The sequence below is a fragment of the Chitinophaga japonensis genome (assembly GCF_007830125.1).
Classification (GTDB): domain Bacteria; phylum Bacteroidota; class Bacteroidia; order Chitinophagales; family Chitinophagaceae; genus Chitinophaga; species Chitinophaga japonensis.
The window spans coordinates 205,782-221,190 of record NZ_VLLG01000007.1 but is presented as its reverse complement, the minus strand read 5'-3'; the positions used below and the strand labels follow the sequence as shown (position 1 = coordinate 221,190).

Here is a 15,409-nt window from a genome sequence, read left to right as displayed (position 1 = left end):
TTACATGAAATGATACCTCACAAAGGCTTCCATGGCCGCATACTTTTGCAGGCCTAATTTATCATACAGCTCTGCGGTATTGGCATTGCGGTCTTCCGCCCTTTGCCAGAACTCGCGCAGGTCTGTACCCTGGAAAGGCACCACGTCTTTCTGGCTCTGGTGGATGAAGATGCCCAGGCGTTTCTGTATCACCTGGTCAGGGCTCATGGGCACGGCCATTTCTATCTCGTGGATGTCCCATTCCTGCCAGGCGCCTTTGTACAGCCATACCCAGCAATCTTTCATAAAGTCCTCATGCTTCAGCCTTTCCAGCGCGGCGAAGATAATGTCCAGGCAAACCTTGTGCGTACCATGCGGATCGGCCAGGTCACCGGCGCAGTAGATCTGGTGCGGTTTAACCTCGCGGATCAGGTCTACGGTCAGTTGGATATCGGCTTCGCTCATGGGTTTCTTTTCTACCAGGCCGGTTTCGTAGAAGGGCAGGTTCTGGAAGTGGATGTTCTCTTCCTTAATGCCTACGTAACGGCAGGTAGCCCGTGCTTCGCAGCGGCGTATCAGCCCCTTGATGGCGCGGATCTCCGGCGTATCTTTCTGGCTGGGTTTTTTGATCTTCAGGAATGCCTGGGCCTCTTCCAGTATCTGGGAGCTTTTGCTCCGGTCTATGTCAAACATGCCTTCAAAGCCTACGGCAAAATCAATGAAGCGCAGCACAAACTCGTCTGTAACGGCAATATTGCCGGAGGTCTGGTAAGCTACATGCACATCGTGCCCCTGCTCATGCAGGCGGATGAAGGTGCCGCCCATGGAGATGATGTCATCGTCCGGGTGGGGGGAGAAGATCAGTACGCGCTTGCTGGCAGGCTCGGAACGTTCCGGGTGCTGGGGCAGGGGTGCGCCGGGCTTGCCGCCGGGCCAGCCGGTGATGGTGTCCCGTATGCCGTTGAACTCTTCGATGTTCAGCTCATAGGCAGAGCCGTATTGTACGATCAGGTCATTTAAACCGCTTTCATTGTAATCCTTGTCGGTCAGCATCAGGATGGGCTTGTTCAGCTTCTGGGCCAGGCTGGTCACCGCTTTGCGGCGGAGTTTGGGCGTCCATTCGCAGTCGCCGGTCAGCCAGGGCTCCTTGAAGCGGGTCAGCTCCTGGGCGGCCTGCTCGTCTATCACAAACTTGCAGTTGGGATGCTGCTGCAGCAGGGAGGCCGGCACCTGGTCGCTGCTGTGGCCTTCCACGGCGCGGCGCACGATCTTGGCTTTGTGCGTGCCCCAGGCCATCAGCAGTACGTGCTTGGCTTTGTAAATGGTGCTGATGCCGGCGGTAATGGCCAGCCTGGGCACCTGGCTCATGTTCGGGAACTCGTAGGCATTGGCCAGGCGGGTGCTGTTGTCCAGCGTTACCAGGCGTGTGTGGGAGTTCAGGTTGGAGCCCGGCTCGTTAAAGCCGATATGCCCGTTGTTGCCGATACCCAGTATTTGCAGGTCAATACCGCCTGCCGCTTCTATTTTCCGCTCGTATTCCTCGCAATAAGCCTTTATTTTCTCTTTAGGCACCGTACCATCCGGTACGTAGTAATTTCCTTCGGGGATGTCAACATGGTTAAATAACTGCTCTTTCATGAACCGGTTGTAGCTCTGCAGCGCGTCCGGTTCTATGGGATAGTATTCGTCGAGGTTGAAGGTGACCACGTTCCTGAAACTGAGCCCTTCTTCCCGGTGCAGGCGCACCAGCTCGGCGTATAAGTACTTTGGTGTGGAGCCGGTGGCCAGTCCCAATACACAGGTTTCTTTGGCCGCCTGCTTAGCTTTGATGAGTGCTGCTATTTCCTGCGCCACTGCGCGGGACCCGTCCTTAGCTGTGGGATATATATCCACGGCTATCTGTTCAAAACTGTCAATCAGTTCGATCTCCTGATGATTAAGCGTCATGGTAAATGTTTTGGATTAGAGGCGTTTTAAAAGCGAGCCGGAAAATTAAACAAAATTGTGCTAATGTGCTAATATACTGATATGCTAATGTGCTAATTGACAGATTTATTAGATAATATTTATCTATATCACTCCTTATCAGCATACTGGCATATCAGCACATTCACTAATTGATTATTATTTCATCTATAAACAGCCAGGCCGGGCTGCCGGCTCCCTGTGCGCCGGCCGGTATTTTGCCTGCATGCTGCGCCTCTACCTTTACATAGCGGCCTCTTACCTGCTGCAGCGCCTTACGCACCTGGTTGATGCCGTCCTTATCAAAGCTGCGCTGGCTGTATACCTCTTTATAGTGCTGCCCGTCGTCTGATACCAGGAAACGTATTTGTTTGGGCGGGTAGATGCCCGGTCCTTTAAAGTTCAGGGTATTCAGCCCTACGGTATGGATGTCCTGCACGCTGTCCAGGTCCACTACGGCCTCCATGTTGTTGCCGCTGTAGCCCAGCCATTGATTGTCATTATATTCCTTTACACCGGCAATGCCGTTCACGAGGGCAAAGGGGCTGCCGGGGTTGTAGCTGGCGTTGGGGGGCTCGGCCAGCGTTACCTTTTTGCCCATTGCTTTATGATAGGTAAAGGGCTGCACGTACTCGTTGCCATAAGCTTTACCGTCCAGGAATACCGCCGCCCGCACTGTTTCCGTCTTTTCCACGGTGATGGGGCCGGTGTAGGGGGTAGACTGAACAGACGGCGCGCTGCTGTCCGTGGTATAAAAGATCTTCCCGCCATCCAGCTTGCTGTCCAGCTTTACTACTACGCCACCCTGGCCGTTGCTTTCCACCACGCCGTTTATCTCGAACACGTGTTTGGCATAGTTCACTTTTTTCATATCCAGGCGGTGCAGGTGCGGTTTCAGCCGCTCCACAAAATCGTCGTAGTTGCGTTTGTCCGCCGGGCTCCATAATACCTCTGCCAGGGCGGTAGCGCGGGGGTATACCATGTACTCCACGTGAGAGGAATTGTCCATGTACTCTGTCCATACATTGCCCTGTGCGCCTTTGATGTAGGGGGCTTCTTCCCTGCTTAGGGCTTCGGGCACCGGCTCATAGCTGTAAACCTCGCTCACCGGCGTAAAGCCGCCGATGGCTACCGGCTCGTTCTTGCTCTTGGACTGGTAGTGGTCAAAGTAGCAGTAGTTGCCCGGTGTCATGATCACGTCATGCTTTTGCTTTGCTGCAGCAATGCCGCCTTCTATGCCGCGCCAGCTCATCACCGTGGCGTTGGGGGCCAGCCCGCCTTCCAGTATCTCGTCCCAGCCGATGATGTTGCGTCCCTTGCTGTTCAGGTATTTTTCCATGCGCTGTATGAAGTAGCTCTGCAGGGCATGCTCGTCCTTCAATCCTTCTTCCTTCATGCGGCGCTGGCATTTGGGGCATTTTTCCCAACGCGTTTTGGGCGCTTCGTCGCCGCCGATGTGAATGTATTTGCCGGGGAAGAGCGTCATGACCTCATCCAGCACATCCTGCAGGAACAGGAACACGCTGTCGTTGCCCGCGCAGTAAATGTCGTCGTACACGCCCCATTTGGTGCCCACCTCGTAAGGGCCGCCGGTGCAGCCCAGGTAGGGGTAGGCTGCCAGCGCCGCCAGGGAATGGCCCGGCATTTCTATCTCCGGTATCACGGTCACGTGGCGCTCCGTGGCATAGGCTACCACGTCTTTTACCTCTTCCTGTGTATAATAGCCGCCGTAAGGCTTGCCGTCAAATTTCTGGTCATTGTAATGGCCCACCATGGACTCCTTACGCCTGGAAGCCACTTCCTGCAGGCGGGGATATTTTTTGATCTCAATGCGCCAGCCCTGGTCTTCCGTAAGGTGCCAGTGGAAGGTATTGAGCTTGTGCATGGACAGCAGGTCGATATATTTTTTGATGAAATCCACGGGGAAAAAGTGGCGGCCTACGTCCAGGTGCAGGCCCCGGTAGGAGAAGCGCGGGTAGTCCGTAATATCCGCGCCGGGTATCCACAGCGCATTGCCTTTTTCCACGGGCAGCAACTGGATCAGTGTCTGTATGCCGTAAAAGGTGCCGGCGCCGTCATTGCCATTGATGTCAATGCGGTCTTTGGCCACCTGCAGGCGGTAGCCTTCTGCATGGGCGGCGCTGTCTGCACCGGTATGCAGCACAATGGCGTTTTGGTCGCCCTGGTCTGCAATGGTCAGTTCATAGCCGGTCAGCTCTTTCAGCCAGGCGTTGAACAGGCCTGCTGCCTGCTGGTCTTCCGGCGTGGTGGCTACCAGCACGGTCTGTTTGTCCAGCAGGAAGGAGTCCGGCTTTTCTGTTACGCTTACGGGTATGGGAATGATGCTTACCTTGCCTTTAGGAGCGTTCTGATGATTACTGCTGCAGGCGGACGCGCCTGCCAGTGCCAGCATTACTGTAGCATACAGTATGGCACGCATACGGCTCATTGTACTGTTCATAAAAATTTTAGTTTCAGCCAGTGATGTTGTGGTGTTTAAAAGACGGCTCCTAAGATACAACTATTCGTCAGACGTTGTATGCTTAATTCTCAGCTCGCAAACCACCGGCCGGTGGTCGGAGGCCACTGTTTCTGCAATTACGCGCGGCTCCACCACCTCCCAGTGTTGCTTGGGATAGAGCAGGATGTAGTCCAGTTTTACGGTGGGCGTGTCGGAAGGGCAGGTAGGACCGGTGCCCTGCGTGGCATCGGCAAACAGCTCCTTCAGTATAGTGATTTCTTTGGCAGCAGGCGGCGCATTCAGGTCGCCTGCCAGTATTACCGGTGTTTTGGCATCGGTGAAGTGTTTTACCAGGGCGGTGGCCTGGCTTACCCGGTCGGCCGGGTCTTTGCCGGCATCCAGGTGGGCGCTGACAAATTGCAGCATGCTGTCGCCGGGCAGTTTAATGGTAGCTACGCCGGCTACCCGCGGTTCCCTGCCGGCAGTACCGGGCAGGGCTATACGTTCTTTGGCGGTAATGGGCAGGCGGGATAATATGCCGGTGCCGTAGCCGCCGCCGTCATAGTTCATCGCTTTTGCAAAATAGGTATACATGCCGGTCAGGGAGGCCAGTTCCTTCAGTTGGTCTACGCCATTGGTGCGGCCCGTAACGCTGTCCACCTCCTGGAGGGCCACCAGGTCGGGATTGGTAGCCAGTATTACGTTGGCGATGCTTTGCAGGTCGGTTTCACCGTTCATGTTCTCCGCATGGTGAATGTTGTAGGTCAGCACTTTAAGATGCTGGGCAGACAGCATAAAAGGCAGGCTGCTGACAGTAAGTGCTGTTAAAATAAGGATACGTTTCATAGTACGAAGGATGATGTATGATGTAAGATATAAGATAATATGAAACAAAAAAAAATATCGAACCTCCCCATTCCTGCCTCCTGTCTCCTACTTCATACTTCCAGTTTACAATAATGCCCTGGCGGCCGTTTCCAGTATCTGTTTTACCTCGCTTGCCTGTGTAAGGGATATGCCGTACTCCGGCACGCCCGGTATGCCGCCCATGCTTACATGCGGGTTACGGTAGCGCATCCCGCTTTCCGTATAGGCTTTGGCAGTGGTATGGTACTCCGTGGCGCCGGTCTCCTTTACCAGGGTGGCAATGTTATGCGCCCTTACCCCTGAGCCTGCCATAATGGCGATGCGGCCGGCGGCGCGCTGCACCAGTGTTTTCAGCAGCGGAATGCCTTCCACGGCTGTGTTGCGCTGCCCGGAGCTGAGTATGCGCTCACATCCGGTCTCAATAATATCCTCCAGCGCCAGCAACGGGTCTTCCGTCATGTCAAAGGCCCGGTGAAAGGTGACCCCCAGGGGCCAGGCAAGCTCCACCAGCGCTTTGCAGCGCTCCTTGTCCACGCGGCCCTCCGGCGTCAGGATGCCTATCACCACCCCGTCGCAGCCCAGTTGCTTACATATCTCTATGTCTTTCTGCATTATGTCAAATTCCAGGCCATCATATAAAAAATCGCCGCTCCTGGGCCGGATAATAGGGTAGAGGGCAATATCCACCTGCTCCCGCGCCAGGGCAATGGTGGCAAAGCTGGGGGTGGTGCCTCCTTCCAGCAGGTTATCGCACAGTTCTATCCGCTGCGCGCCGCCCTGCTGCGCCGCTATGCAGGAAGCCACGGAGCCGGCGCATATTTCTAAAGTGATCATGCTTTATAAAGAATGTAAAATGTAAAATTTCAAATGCAAAATGCAGAAGTTGGTGGCAGGGTACTTTTACATTTGAAATTTTACATTTATCATTTTAAAAATAGTGTTTCCCTGCTATCAGCTCATTGTGCGTATCACTGTCGCATACGGCGTAGCTGAAGCCTTCCTGCAGGCAGTAGGCGCCATACTCGCCCTTCTTATTGAGGGCCAGGAAGCCTACCTGTATCTCTTTTGCCTTTTGCGGGCTCTTTTTTACAATGCGCGCAACTGCTTCCTTGCAGGCGGCTTCGGGCGTATATCCCTGCCGCATCAGCTCCACTACCAGGTGGCTGCCCACAATGCGGATCACTTCCTCGCCCACGCCGGTAGAGGTAGCGGCTCCCACCTCGTTGTCCACGTACAGGCCGGCCCCGATAATGGGAGAGTCGCCTACCCGCCCGCGCAGCTTGTAGGCCATGCCGCTGGTGGTGCAGGCGCCGGACAGGTTGCCCTGCGCATCCATGGCCACCATGCCAATGGTATCGTGGTTGTATACATTGCCCGGCAGTTGCAGCGGGTTAAAAGCCGTAGCGCCGTTACCGTTATAGGTCTTGTTCTCAATGTTCATGATCGGCTTGTATTCCGATTTTTTCAGCCATTCTTTCCATGCCTTTTCGGACGCCGGGGTCAGCAGGTTCTCTTTTTTGAAGCCGTTGGCCAGCGCAAACTGCAGGGCGCCTTCGCCGGTGAGCATCACATGTGGTGTTTTTTCCATCACGGCGCGGGCCACGGAAATGGCGTGCACAATATGTTCCAGGGCGGTTACAGCGCCACAGTTACCCAGTTCGTCCATGATGCAGGCGTCCAGGGTCACATGGCCGTCCCGGTCTGGCAGGCCGCCCAGCCCAACGGTCTGTATGTCGGGATCGCCTTCCGGTATCCTTACCCCGGCTTCTACCGCATCCAGCGCGCGGCCGCCGCGTCTCAGCACCTCCCAGGCCGCCTTGTTGGAAGGCAGGCCAAAGTCCCAGGTAGATATTACAATGGGCTTGCCTTTTGTTACCCTGCCGGCAGCCTGTGCGGGCTTTATCCCGTCCAAAGAGAAAGCAGCGGCGCCCAGGGCCGCTGCTTTTAGAAAGTTCCTTCTATCTTGCATAATCAGTTAAATTCCAAATTCCAAATACCAAACAAATCCTTCAATTCCTTACCCTGCACCCTGCAGTCTAAAATATTCCTATTTAACTATAAAAAAATCCAACGTTCGTTTTATCACTCCCCCATTTTGGTATTTGGAACCTGGTACTTGGCATTTTGTTGCTCCCAGGCTAATGCGCTGGCGCCGAGTATGGCGGCATCGCTTTCCTTCAGTTCGGAGAATACCAGCTTTACCTTGTTCTGGAAAATGGGTAGCAGGTTCATTTCCATGTGTTCCCGCACCGGTTTCATGATCAGGTCGCCGGCTTTGGTAAGGCCGCCGAACAGGATGATGGCTTCGGGGCTGCTGAACATCACGAAGTTGGCCAGCGCTTCACCCAGGATCTTGCCGGTAAACTCGTATACTTCCCGTGCCAGCGGATCGCCGGCCATAGCCGCCTCAAACACCAGCTTGGAGTTGATCTCCTCTTTCGGATGGTCGCGCAGGGTGCTTTTCACATCCGGGCGCTCCGCCAGGAATTCCAGGGCGGTATTGGTTACGCCGGTAGCGGAAGCATAGGCTTCCAGCGAGCCATGCGCACCGGTGCCCGGGTGCAGCCTGCCGCCGGGTATCACAATGCAGTGACCCAGCTCCCCGGCAAATCCGTCATGGCCGTATATCAACTGGCCATTGGCTACAATACCGCTGCCCACGCCGGTGCCCAGGGTGATGACAATAAAATCTTTCATGCCTTTGGCAGCGCCGTAGATCAGTTCTCCCAGCGCGGCGGCATTGGCGTCATTAGTTAATACGGTAGGCAGCCCGAATTTTTCTCCCAGCAGGTTAGCCAGTGGTACAATGCCTTTCCAGCGCAGGTTGGGCGCATATTCAACGTTGCCGGTATAAAAGTTGCCATTGGGCGCGCCTACGCCAATACCCCTGATGTTATCTATACCGCCTACCTGTTCTATCAGTTTGGAGAGGTGGCCGTGCAGCTCGTCCAGGAAGTCTGCTACTTCTTCGTGCTGATTGGTTAACATGCGGCCATCGCATAAAATATTTCCTCTGCGATCTACGATGCCAAACTTTGTATTGGTACCGCCAATATCAATGCCCACTACTAATTGCTGACTCATAATCGATTCCCTGAGATTTTAGTATGTTTTTAACTCGAAATGCAAAAAAGGCCAGGTATGCAAAGCATAAAACAGGAATAACATAGGAAGCATGTATTCCCAGCCCGGGTATGTCTGCCAGTCCTCCCTGTACCGGTGGTATCAGGGAACCTCCCAATATCATCATTACCAGGAAGGAGGATGCCTGACTGGTATACTTACCCAATCCTGCGATGGACAGGGAAAAGATAGAAGGCCACATTACAGAACAGAAAAGGCCGCCGCTCACAAAGGCGAAAGTAGCTACCGTACCGGTGGTCAATAGGCCGGTCACCATGGCGCCCACGCCCAGCAGGCCGAATATCATCAGCGTTTTGGCCGGTTTTTCCTGGCCGGCAAAGAAACCGATGATCTGTATCACGATCACGCCGGCATAAGGATACAGCCCGCTCACGTCATTGCCTTTCCAGGCATTGGCGCCCAGGATCACGCCGTAGGCGATGAAGGGCACCAGCACGAACAGCAACTGCCGCGTGGTTTTGGACACGTTGAACACCGTAATGGCGCCGGTCCAGCGGCCGATCATCAGGCTGCCCCAAAACAGGGAGATGTACGGGTCTATCTGCGATTCCGGCAGCCCTTCCGGTGTAAGGAAACCGGGCAGCTTCAGCAGGGCGCCCATATTGCTGGCCACGGATACTTCCACTCCTACGTATACAAAGATGGCGATCATGCCCAGCACCAGTTGCGGGTACTTCATAGCGCCCCAGCCTTCGCCGTTCTTAGTGGACGCCGTGCGCGCATAGAACAGGATGGCCAGGATACCCAGGATGCCGGCTATAAAAAAAGGCAATGCGTAATCCAGCGCAATGCCTATCAGTATCAATACAAACATGGCGGTAATGGCTACCAGTGCGCCGCTTGCCTTGCCGGACTTTTCGAAGTGCTCGTCGCCGGTGGTTTTGGGCATTTTGCTGAAAGCAAAGATGGCGGCCGCTACCAGGAACAGCACGATCAGCAGGATGTACAGGGTATTGATCTTGCTGATGTCCGTATGCGTTACATCCCCGCCCTGGGCGCTGCCAAACAGCAGCATGCTCACAATGATGGGGCCGATGGTAGTCCCGAAAGAATTGACCCCGCCGGCCAGGTTCAGGCGGTGGGTGCCTTTGGCCGGATCGCCCAGCAGGATGGCGAAGGGATTGGCCGACGTTTGCTGCAGCGAGAATCCCAGGGCCACGATAAAAAAGGCGCCCAGTATCAGGTAAAAGGCGATGGTCTTATCCTCCATGCCGTTGCCCAGGTTCACCGCCCCTATCAGGGCCACGGCGCCCACTACGGAGATCAGCAGGCCATAGATAATGCCTTTCTGGTAACCGATCTTGTTGAGGATATCCACCCCCCGGATGGCCGAAAAAAGATATAAAAGCAAAGACCCGATAAAGTAAGCGCCGTAAAAGGCAAAGTCTATCAGTTGGGACTCCAACTGGTTCAGATCAAAATGGGCTTTGCAAAATGGGATAAAAATGCTGTTCGATGCAGCCACAAACCCCCAGAAAAAAAATACAAGTATGAGTACAAAAAAGGAAGGGTGTGTGCTTTGCTTTGTTTGTTCAGCCATAAACGTGTTAAATTACGGTAACTTTTTGCCGGATAAATGTATAAATTATTTTTTAAGATTTTCTAAAATAAAAATAAATTGTTGCAATTTTATATTATGCAAAAACGTTTTAGCGCAGAGATTATAGAAAATTATCTAAAATTGATGATGAATGAATAATCTGGCAAAATAGATGATAAAGCGCTGTAAAATACAAGAATAGTTACTTAAGTTCGTGCTGCCTTTATAGAACCAAAATCTCTATATTATAACTTAATAATTGCTATGTCATCACAAACCGCTGCCGCGCTAACCGGGAAGAAGACCGCCAGTTATGCGCAGTCCATCACTATTATTGGCGTTCTCTTCTTCGTTTTTGGTTTCGTAACCTGGCTGAACGGCACGCTGATCCCTTTCCTGCAAATTTCCTGTGAGCTGAACGTATCCCAGGCCCTGCTGGTGACTTTCGCCTTTTACATGGCTTATTTTTTCCTGGCCATTCCGTCTTCCTTTATTCTTAACAGGACCGGTTTTAAGAACGGTATGGCGCTGGGACTGGTGGTAATGGCCGTGGGTTCGCTCATTTTTGTGCCGGCTGCCAATGCCCGGAGCTTCGGGATGTTCCTGACCGGCCTGTTTGTTCAGGGCGCGGGACTGTCCCTGCTGCAAACGGCTTCCAATCCCTACATCAGCGTGATAGGGCCCATTGAGAGCGCAGCCAAGCGTATCAGTATCATGGGTATCTGTAACAAGGTGGCCGGCGCTATCAGCCCCCTGGTGCTGAGCACCATTGTGCTGAAGAATGCGGAAGCCCTGGAAAAGCAGATCGCGGCCACCACCGATGCTGCGGCGCGCGCCGTGCTGCTGGACAGCCTGGCCTCCCGCGTGGTAGGGCCTTACATTGTGATCGCCATTGTACTGGTGCTGCTGGCCTTTATGATCAAACGCTCCACCCTGCCGGAAGTGGATACGGACGGCGACAGCGCAGGTGCTGCAGGGGGTGGCAATGGGCGTACCAGCGTGTTCCAGTACCCTTACCTGCTGCTGGGCGTGTTGTGCCTCTTTGTATATGTAGGGGTGGAGGTAATGGCCGGAGATGTGATCGGCACCTATGGCAAGCAAATGGGCATGAGCCTCGACAAGACAAAATATTTCACCACATTTACCCTGCTGGCCATGCTGGTAGGTTATGTGATAGGTATCCTGACCATTCCAAAGATCATTTCACAGGACAAGAGCCTGCGTATATCCGCCATACTGGGCATCATTTTTACCACGGGTGCTTTCCTGACGGACGGTAACCTGGCAGTTACTTTCATTGCGTTGCTGGGATTGGCCAACGCCCTGATGTGGCCTGCCATTTTCCCGCTGGCGATTGAGAAACTGGGCCGGTTTACCAAGATCGGGTCTGCCCTGCTGGTAATGGGCATTGCAGGCGGTGCAGTGGTGCCGCAGATATACAGCGGCCTTTTCGACAAGGAAGGGCTGTTCGGCTTCCTCTATTCAGACAGCATCAACTTCCGGGAAGCTTTCCTGTACTGCATGCTGCCCTGTTACGCCTACATCCTCTATTACGCCATGGCGGGGCATAAGGTAGGGAAAGCAAAAGGAGCGTAAAATTCCAAATCACGGAAATTCCAAATCCCAAAATCCAAATTCCAAACTAATGGCTGTCACCTATCTAACCGCAACTGTTCGTGTTATTGATGGCCTACCAACATTTTGGAATTTGGATTTTGGGATTTGGAATTTAATATTTAATATTCTTCATTCAGCGCGAATACCGGCTTTCTATTGATCCACTTGCCCCGCGTAAAGTCCGGTATATACTGCACATTGCCGCCTTCCGCCACAGACTGTTCGCTCAGCGGCGTAATAGCATACCAGGTAGCCAGGTCATACACGTCCAGCGCATAGGGCGCCTTGCGCTTGATGCTTTCTATAAAGGAATTGATCACAAACCAGTCCATGCCTCCATGCCCTGCGCCGGATGCGTCATTTGCATAGCGCTTCCACAGCGGGTGATCATAGCGGCTCATGTAGCTGTCCGCATCTTTGGGGCTGCCTGCTTTTTCCCACTCGTCATAAGGACTTTTGCCTTCCACGTAAATGGAGTCAAAATCATCCATCCACAGCCCGTTGGTACCCTGTACCCGGAAATTGAGGGAATAGGGGCGGGGGGAGTTGGTGTCATGCGAGAGCATGATGGTTTCCCCGTTGCTGGTCTGTATCAGCGTGCTCACAATATCCCCCAGTTTGAACCGCACTTTGGCGTTGGGATGACCGGCGCCGCCGTTGTCCACGATGTACTTATGCAGCCCGCGGGACTTGGTTGCTACGGAGGCGAGCGATACCAGGCGGTTGCCGCGGTTAATGTTGATCATGTTGGCTACCGGTCCCAGTCCGTGGGTAGGATAAAGGTCGCCGTTGCGGTGCACGGAGTGGTTGGTCCGCCATTTGGCCTCGGACATGGCTTTTTCGCCAAACTCCACACCGCCGCCGTACAGTTGTTTGCCGTTGTTGAACTTTACTTTGCGCAGGTCGTGCTGGTAACCGCCCTGCAGGTGGGTCAGCTCCCCGAACAGTCCTTGCCGTACCATGTTCAGCACCGCCATTACATCCCGGCGGTAACAAACATTCTCCATGCCAAACACCGGTACCCCGGTTTCCTCGCTGGTATTCACCAGTTCCCAGCACTCCTGGATGTCCGAAGCGCCGCATACTTCCACGGCCGGTGTTTTGCCGGCCTTCATGGCCGCTACCGCCTGTATGGTATGCCATTCCCAGGGCGTAGCAATGATCACGGCGTCCACGTCGTCGCGCTGCAGCAGGTTCAGGAAATCCTCGTTGCCGTTGGAATACTCGGCCACTTTCTTTTTAGCGCCATAGGCTTTGCGGATCAGCTCCCGGGACTGGGGAATGGCCCACTGGGTATCGGGGTCGCAAATGGCAACTACTTCCACATCGTCGCGTTGCAGGCACAGGCCCAGGTGTCCCTGGCCCCTGGCGCCTACGCCAATAAGCCCTACCCTTACTTTTTCCTGCCTGGCCTGGGCAAACAGGCGGGCCGGGGTGTCCAGCAGGGATAAGCCTATCCCCGCAGCGGCGGTTTGTTGAATGAATGTTCTGCGATGCAATGGCTGCTTGTTCATACTGAATAGTTTTGAATAGATTTTGATAACGTGGCACGCAAGTAATGCAGCGCTAAATTTATACAATCCTATTATCTTATCAAATGTTGGTCAGATTTTCTCCTGGCGGCTGCTTTCCCTGCATACTGTATTACTTTTAATCTTCGTACCACGATTGTCAATGTATGATAAGAAACCTAGCAATACTGATCACCGCCCTGGCAGGGAGCTGCCTGCAGGCCTGTAACAACGCGCCGCAGCAGCCCATCCGGCCTTATGGCGCGCTGCCCACCAAAGCCCAGTTGGAATGGCAGGACCTGGAATACTATATGTTCATCCACTTTGGTCCCAATACATTCACAGACCGGGAATGGGGGCACGGGGACGAGGACCCGAAAGTATTCAACCCCACGCAACTGGATGCCCGCCAGTGGGCGCGTACCGCCAGGCAGGCCGGTATGAAGGGCATCATTATCACTGCCAAGCACCACGACGGTTTCTGCCTGTGGCCCAGCAAATACAGCACACATACGGTGCGCGAAAGCGCCTGGAAAGATGGCAAGGGCGATGTGCTAAAGGAGCTGTCCGCCGCCTGTAAGGAATACGGCCTGCTGTTTGGCGTGTACCTGTCGCCGTGGGACCGCAACCATCCGGCCTATGGCACGCCGGAGTACAACCAGGTGTTTGCCAATACGCTGAATGAAGTGCTGTCCGGCTACGGCCCCGTATTTGAGCAGTGGTTTGACGGCGCCAACGGCGAAGGCCCCAACGGCCGCAAGCAGGAGTACAACTGGCCGCTGTTCCATGAAGTGGTGTACCGCAACCAACCCAATGCCATCATCTTCAGCGATGTAGGCCCCGGCTGCCGCTGGGTGGGCAATGAGAACGGCTTTGCCGGCACTACCAACTGGAGCACCCTGAATGTCAAAGGCTTTGCGCCCGGCCGCGAAGCGCCGCCCACTTCGGTGCTCAATACCGGCAACGAAGACGGTGAAAAATGGGTGCCTGCCGAAAGCGATGTTTCCATCCGCCCGGGATGGTTCTTTAGCCCGGCTACCAACGACAAGGTGAAAAGCCTGGCGCACCTGATGGAAATATACTATGGCTCCGTGGGGCGCAACAGCAACCTGCTGCTGAATGTGCCGGTAGACCGCCGGGGGCTCATCCATCCCAACGACTCTACCCGCCTCATGGAACTGCGGCGCTACCTGGATGAAGCCTTCAGGACCAACCTGGCCCTGAAAGCGGAGGTAACGGTAACGGATATACGTAATATGCCGGAGGTGAGCGCCGCTCACCTGAACGATGGCGATCATAAAACCTACTGGGCCACACCGGATGAGGTAAAGCAGGCCGGCATTACGCTTACCTTCCCGCAACCGGTCAGCTTCAACCGGCTGGTGCTGCAGGAGTATATTGCCCTGGGCCAGCGGGTAAAGGCCTTTACCGTGGAGGTATGGGAGAACGGCAGCTTTAAGGAGGTGGCCAGCGAAACCACCATCGGGCACAAGCGCATCCTGCGCCTGCCGGATGTGACCACCGACCGTGTACGTATACAAATAAAAGAAGCAAAAGCCTGCCCGGTGATCAGCGAGGTGCAGTTGTACCAGGCGCCCGGCCTGATGGCTACCCCGGAGATCCGCCGCAACAGGGAAGGCATGGTGTCCATCACCGCGATGTCCCCTGACCCTGAGCTGCACTATACACTGGATGGCAGCGAGCCGCAGTACAGCTCTCCCCGCTATACGCGGCCCCTGGCCCTCCCGCAGGGCGGGGTAGTGAAGGCGAAAGCCTTCCTGGACAAAGGCAAAACCGCCGGCCCTACCGTCACCGCTGAGCTGGACATTGCGCCGGTGAAATGGAAAGTGCTGCATGCCGACGACAACCCGGAACAGGCCGCCCGCGCTATAGATGCGGACCCGGGCACCTATTGGGTAGCCGGCGCCGGCAACAGCGCGCGCTACCCGCATGAGCTGCAGGTAGACCTGGGTGAAAGCCTGTCTCTCAAAGGATTTACCTATACTCCCCACCGGGGCGGCCACGATAGCAACGGCACCTTTTACCGCTACGCCTGTTATGTAAGCCGGAACGGGAAGGACTGGGGCCAGCCGGTAGCAGCCGGCAGCTTCGATAACATCCGGAACAACCCGGTGAAACAGACCGTTCGGTTCCCGCAACCGGTCAGTGCCCGCTATATCCGCCTGGTGGCCCTGGAGCCCGCCACGGACAAGGACCGGTCGGCCAGCATTGCCGAGCTGGGTGTTATAACAAAGTAGAATATCTATAGTGTTAATAATAAACGGATTACATGAATCTTAACAGAGGAATGTGGTCCGTTTTTAT

At 54.6% G+C, this 15,409-nt stretch carries 10 protein-coding genes; 2 read left to right on the top strand and 8 right to left on the bottom strand.

The window, feature by feature from the left end; genetic code table 11:
* From nagB to LX66_RS26830, 7 genes are all read right to left on the bottom strand, one after another.
* Positions 1-1,926 (bottom strand): glucosamine-6-phosphate deaminase, encoded by a 1,926-nt coding sequence (gene nagB / locus LX66_RS26860; RefSeq protein WP_145719281.1) that lies wholly within the window; start codon positions 1,924-1,926, stop codon positions 1-3.
* 166 nt (positions 1,927-2,092) lie between these two features.
* A complete protein-coding gene (locus tag LX66_RS26855; protein ID WP_211366589.1) occupies positions 2,093-4,405 on the bottom strand; it encodes a glycoside hydrolase family 20 protein in 2,313 nt (770 codons plus the stop codon).
* A gap of 60 nt (positions 4,406-4,465) precedes the next feature.
* Positions 4,466-5,251 carry an endonuclease/exonuclease/phosphatase family protein gene (locus LX66_RS26850; protein WP_145719279.1) on the bottom strand — a complete coding sequence of 262 codons (786 nt, stop codon included), beginning with the start codon at positions 5,249-5,251 and terminating at the stop codon, positions 4,466-4,468.
* Between the two features lie 105 nt (positions 5,252-5,356).
* A complete protein-coding gene (locus LX66_RS26845; RefSeq protein WP_145719277.1) occupies positions 5,357-6,106 on the bottom strand; it encodes a copper homeostasis protein CutC in 750 nt (249 codons plus the stop codon).
* A gap of 94 nt (positions 6,107-6,200) precedes the next feature.
* Positions 6,201-7,241, bottom strand: coding sequence for a N(4)-(beta-N-acetylglucosaminyl)-L-asparaginase (locus tag LX66_RS26840; RefSeq protein WP_145719275.1), 1,041 nt, complete (start codon positions 7,239-7,241; stop codon positions 6,201-6,203).
* Between the two features lie 113 nt (positions 7,242-7,354).
* Positions 7,355-8,356: an ROK family protein gene (locus tag LX66_RS26835; RefSeq protein WP_145719273.1), complete on the bottom strand. Its 1,002-nt coding sequence runs from the start codon at positions 8,354-8,356 to the stop codon at positions 7,355-7,357.
* Positions 8,328-9,881 carry an MFS transporter gene (locus LX66_RS26830; RefSeq protein ID WP_244620527.1) on the bottom strand — a complete coding sequence of 518 codons (1,554 nt, stop codon included), beginning with the start codon at positions 9,879-9,881 and terminating at the stop codon, positions 8,328-8,330. The genes LX66_RS26835 and LX66_RS26830 overlap by 29 nt, the downstream gene beginning before the upstream one ends.
* A 339-nt stretch (positions 9,882-10,220) precedes the next feature.
* On the opposite strand from LX66_RS26830, the gene LX66_RS26825 reads away from it, so the two are divergent.
* On the top strand, positions 10,221-11,552 hold the full coding sequence (locus LX66_RS26825; protein WP_145719269.1) for a sugar MFS transporter: 1,332 nt from the start codon (positions 10,221-10,223) through the stop codon (positions 11,550-11,552).
* A 140-nt stretch (positions 11,553-11,692) separates the two neighbouring features.
* Here the strand turns inward: LX66_RS26825 and LX66_RS26820 are convergent, their stop codons facing one another.
* Positions 11,693-13,087, bottom strand: coding sequence for a Gfo/Idh/MocA family protein (locus LX66_RS26820; RefSeq protein ID WP_145719267.1), 1,395 nt, complete (start codon positions 13,085-13,087; stop codon positions 11,693-11,695).
* Positions 13,088-13,251: 164 nt separating this feature from the next.
* Here LX66_RS26820 and LX66_RS26815 point away from each other — a divergent pair, with 164 nt between their 5' ends.
* Positions 13,252-15,342 (top strand): alpha-L-fucosidase, encoded by a 2,091-nt coding sequence (locus LX66_RS26815; RefSeq protein WP_145719265.1) that lies wholly within the window; start codon positions 13,252-13,254, stop codon positions 15,340-15,342.
* The last annotated feature ends 67 nt before the right edge of the window (positions 15,343-15,409 follow it).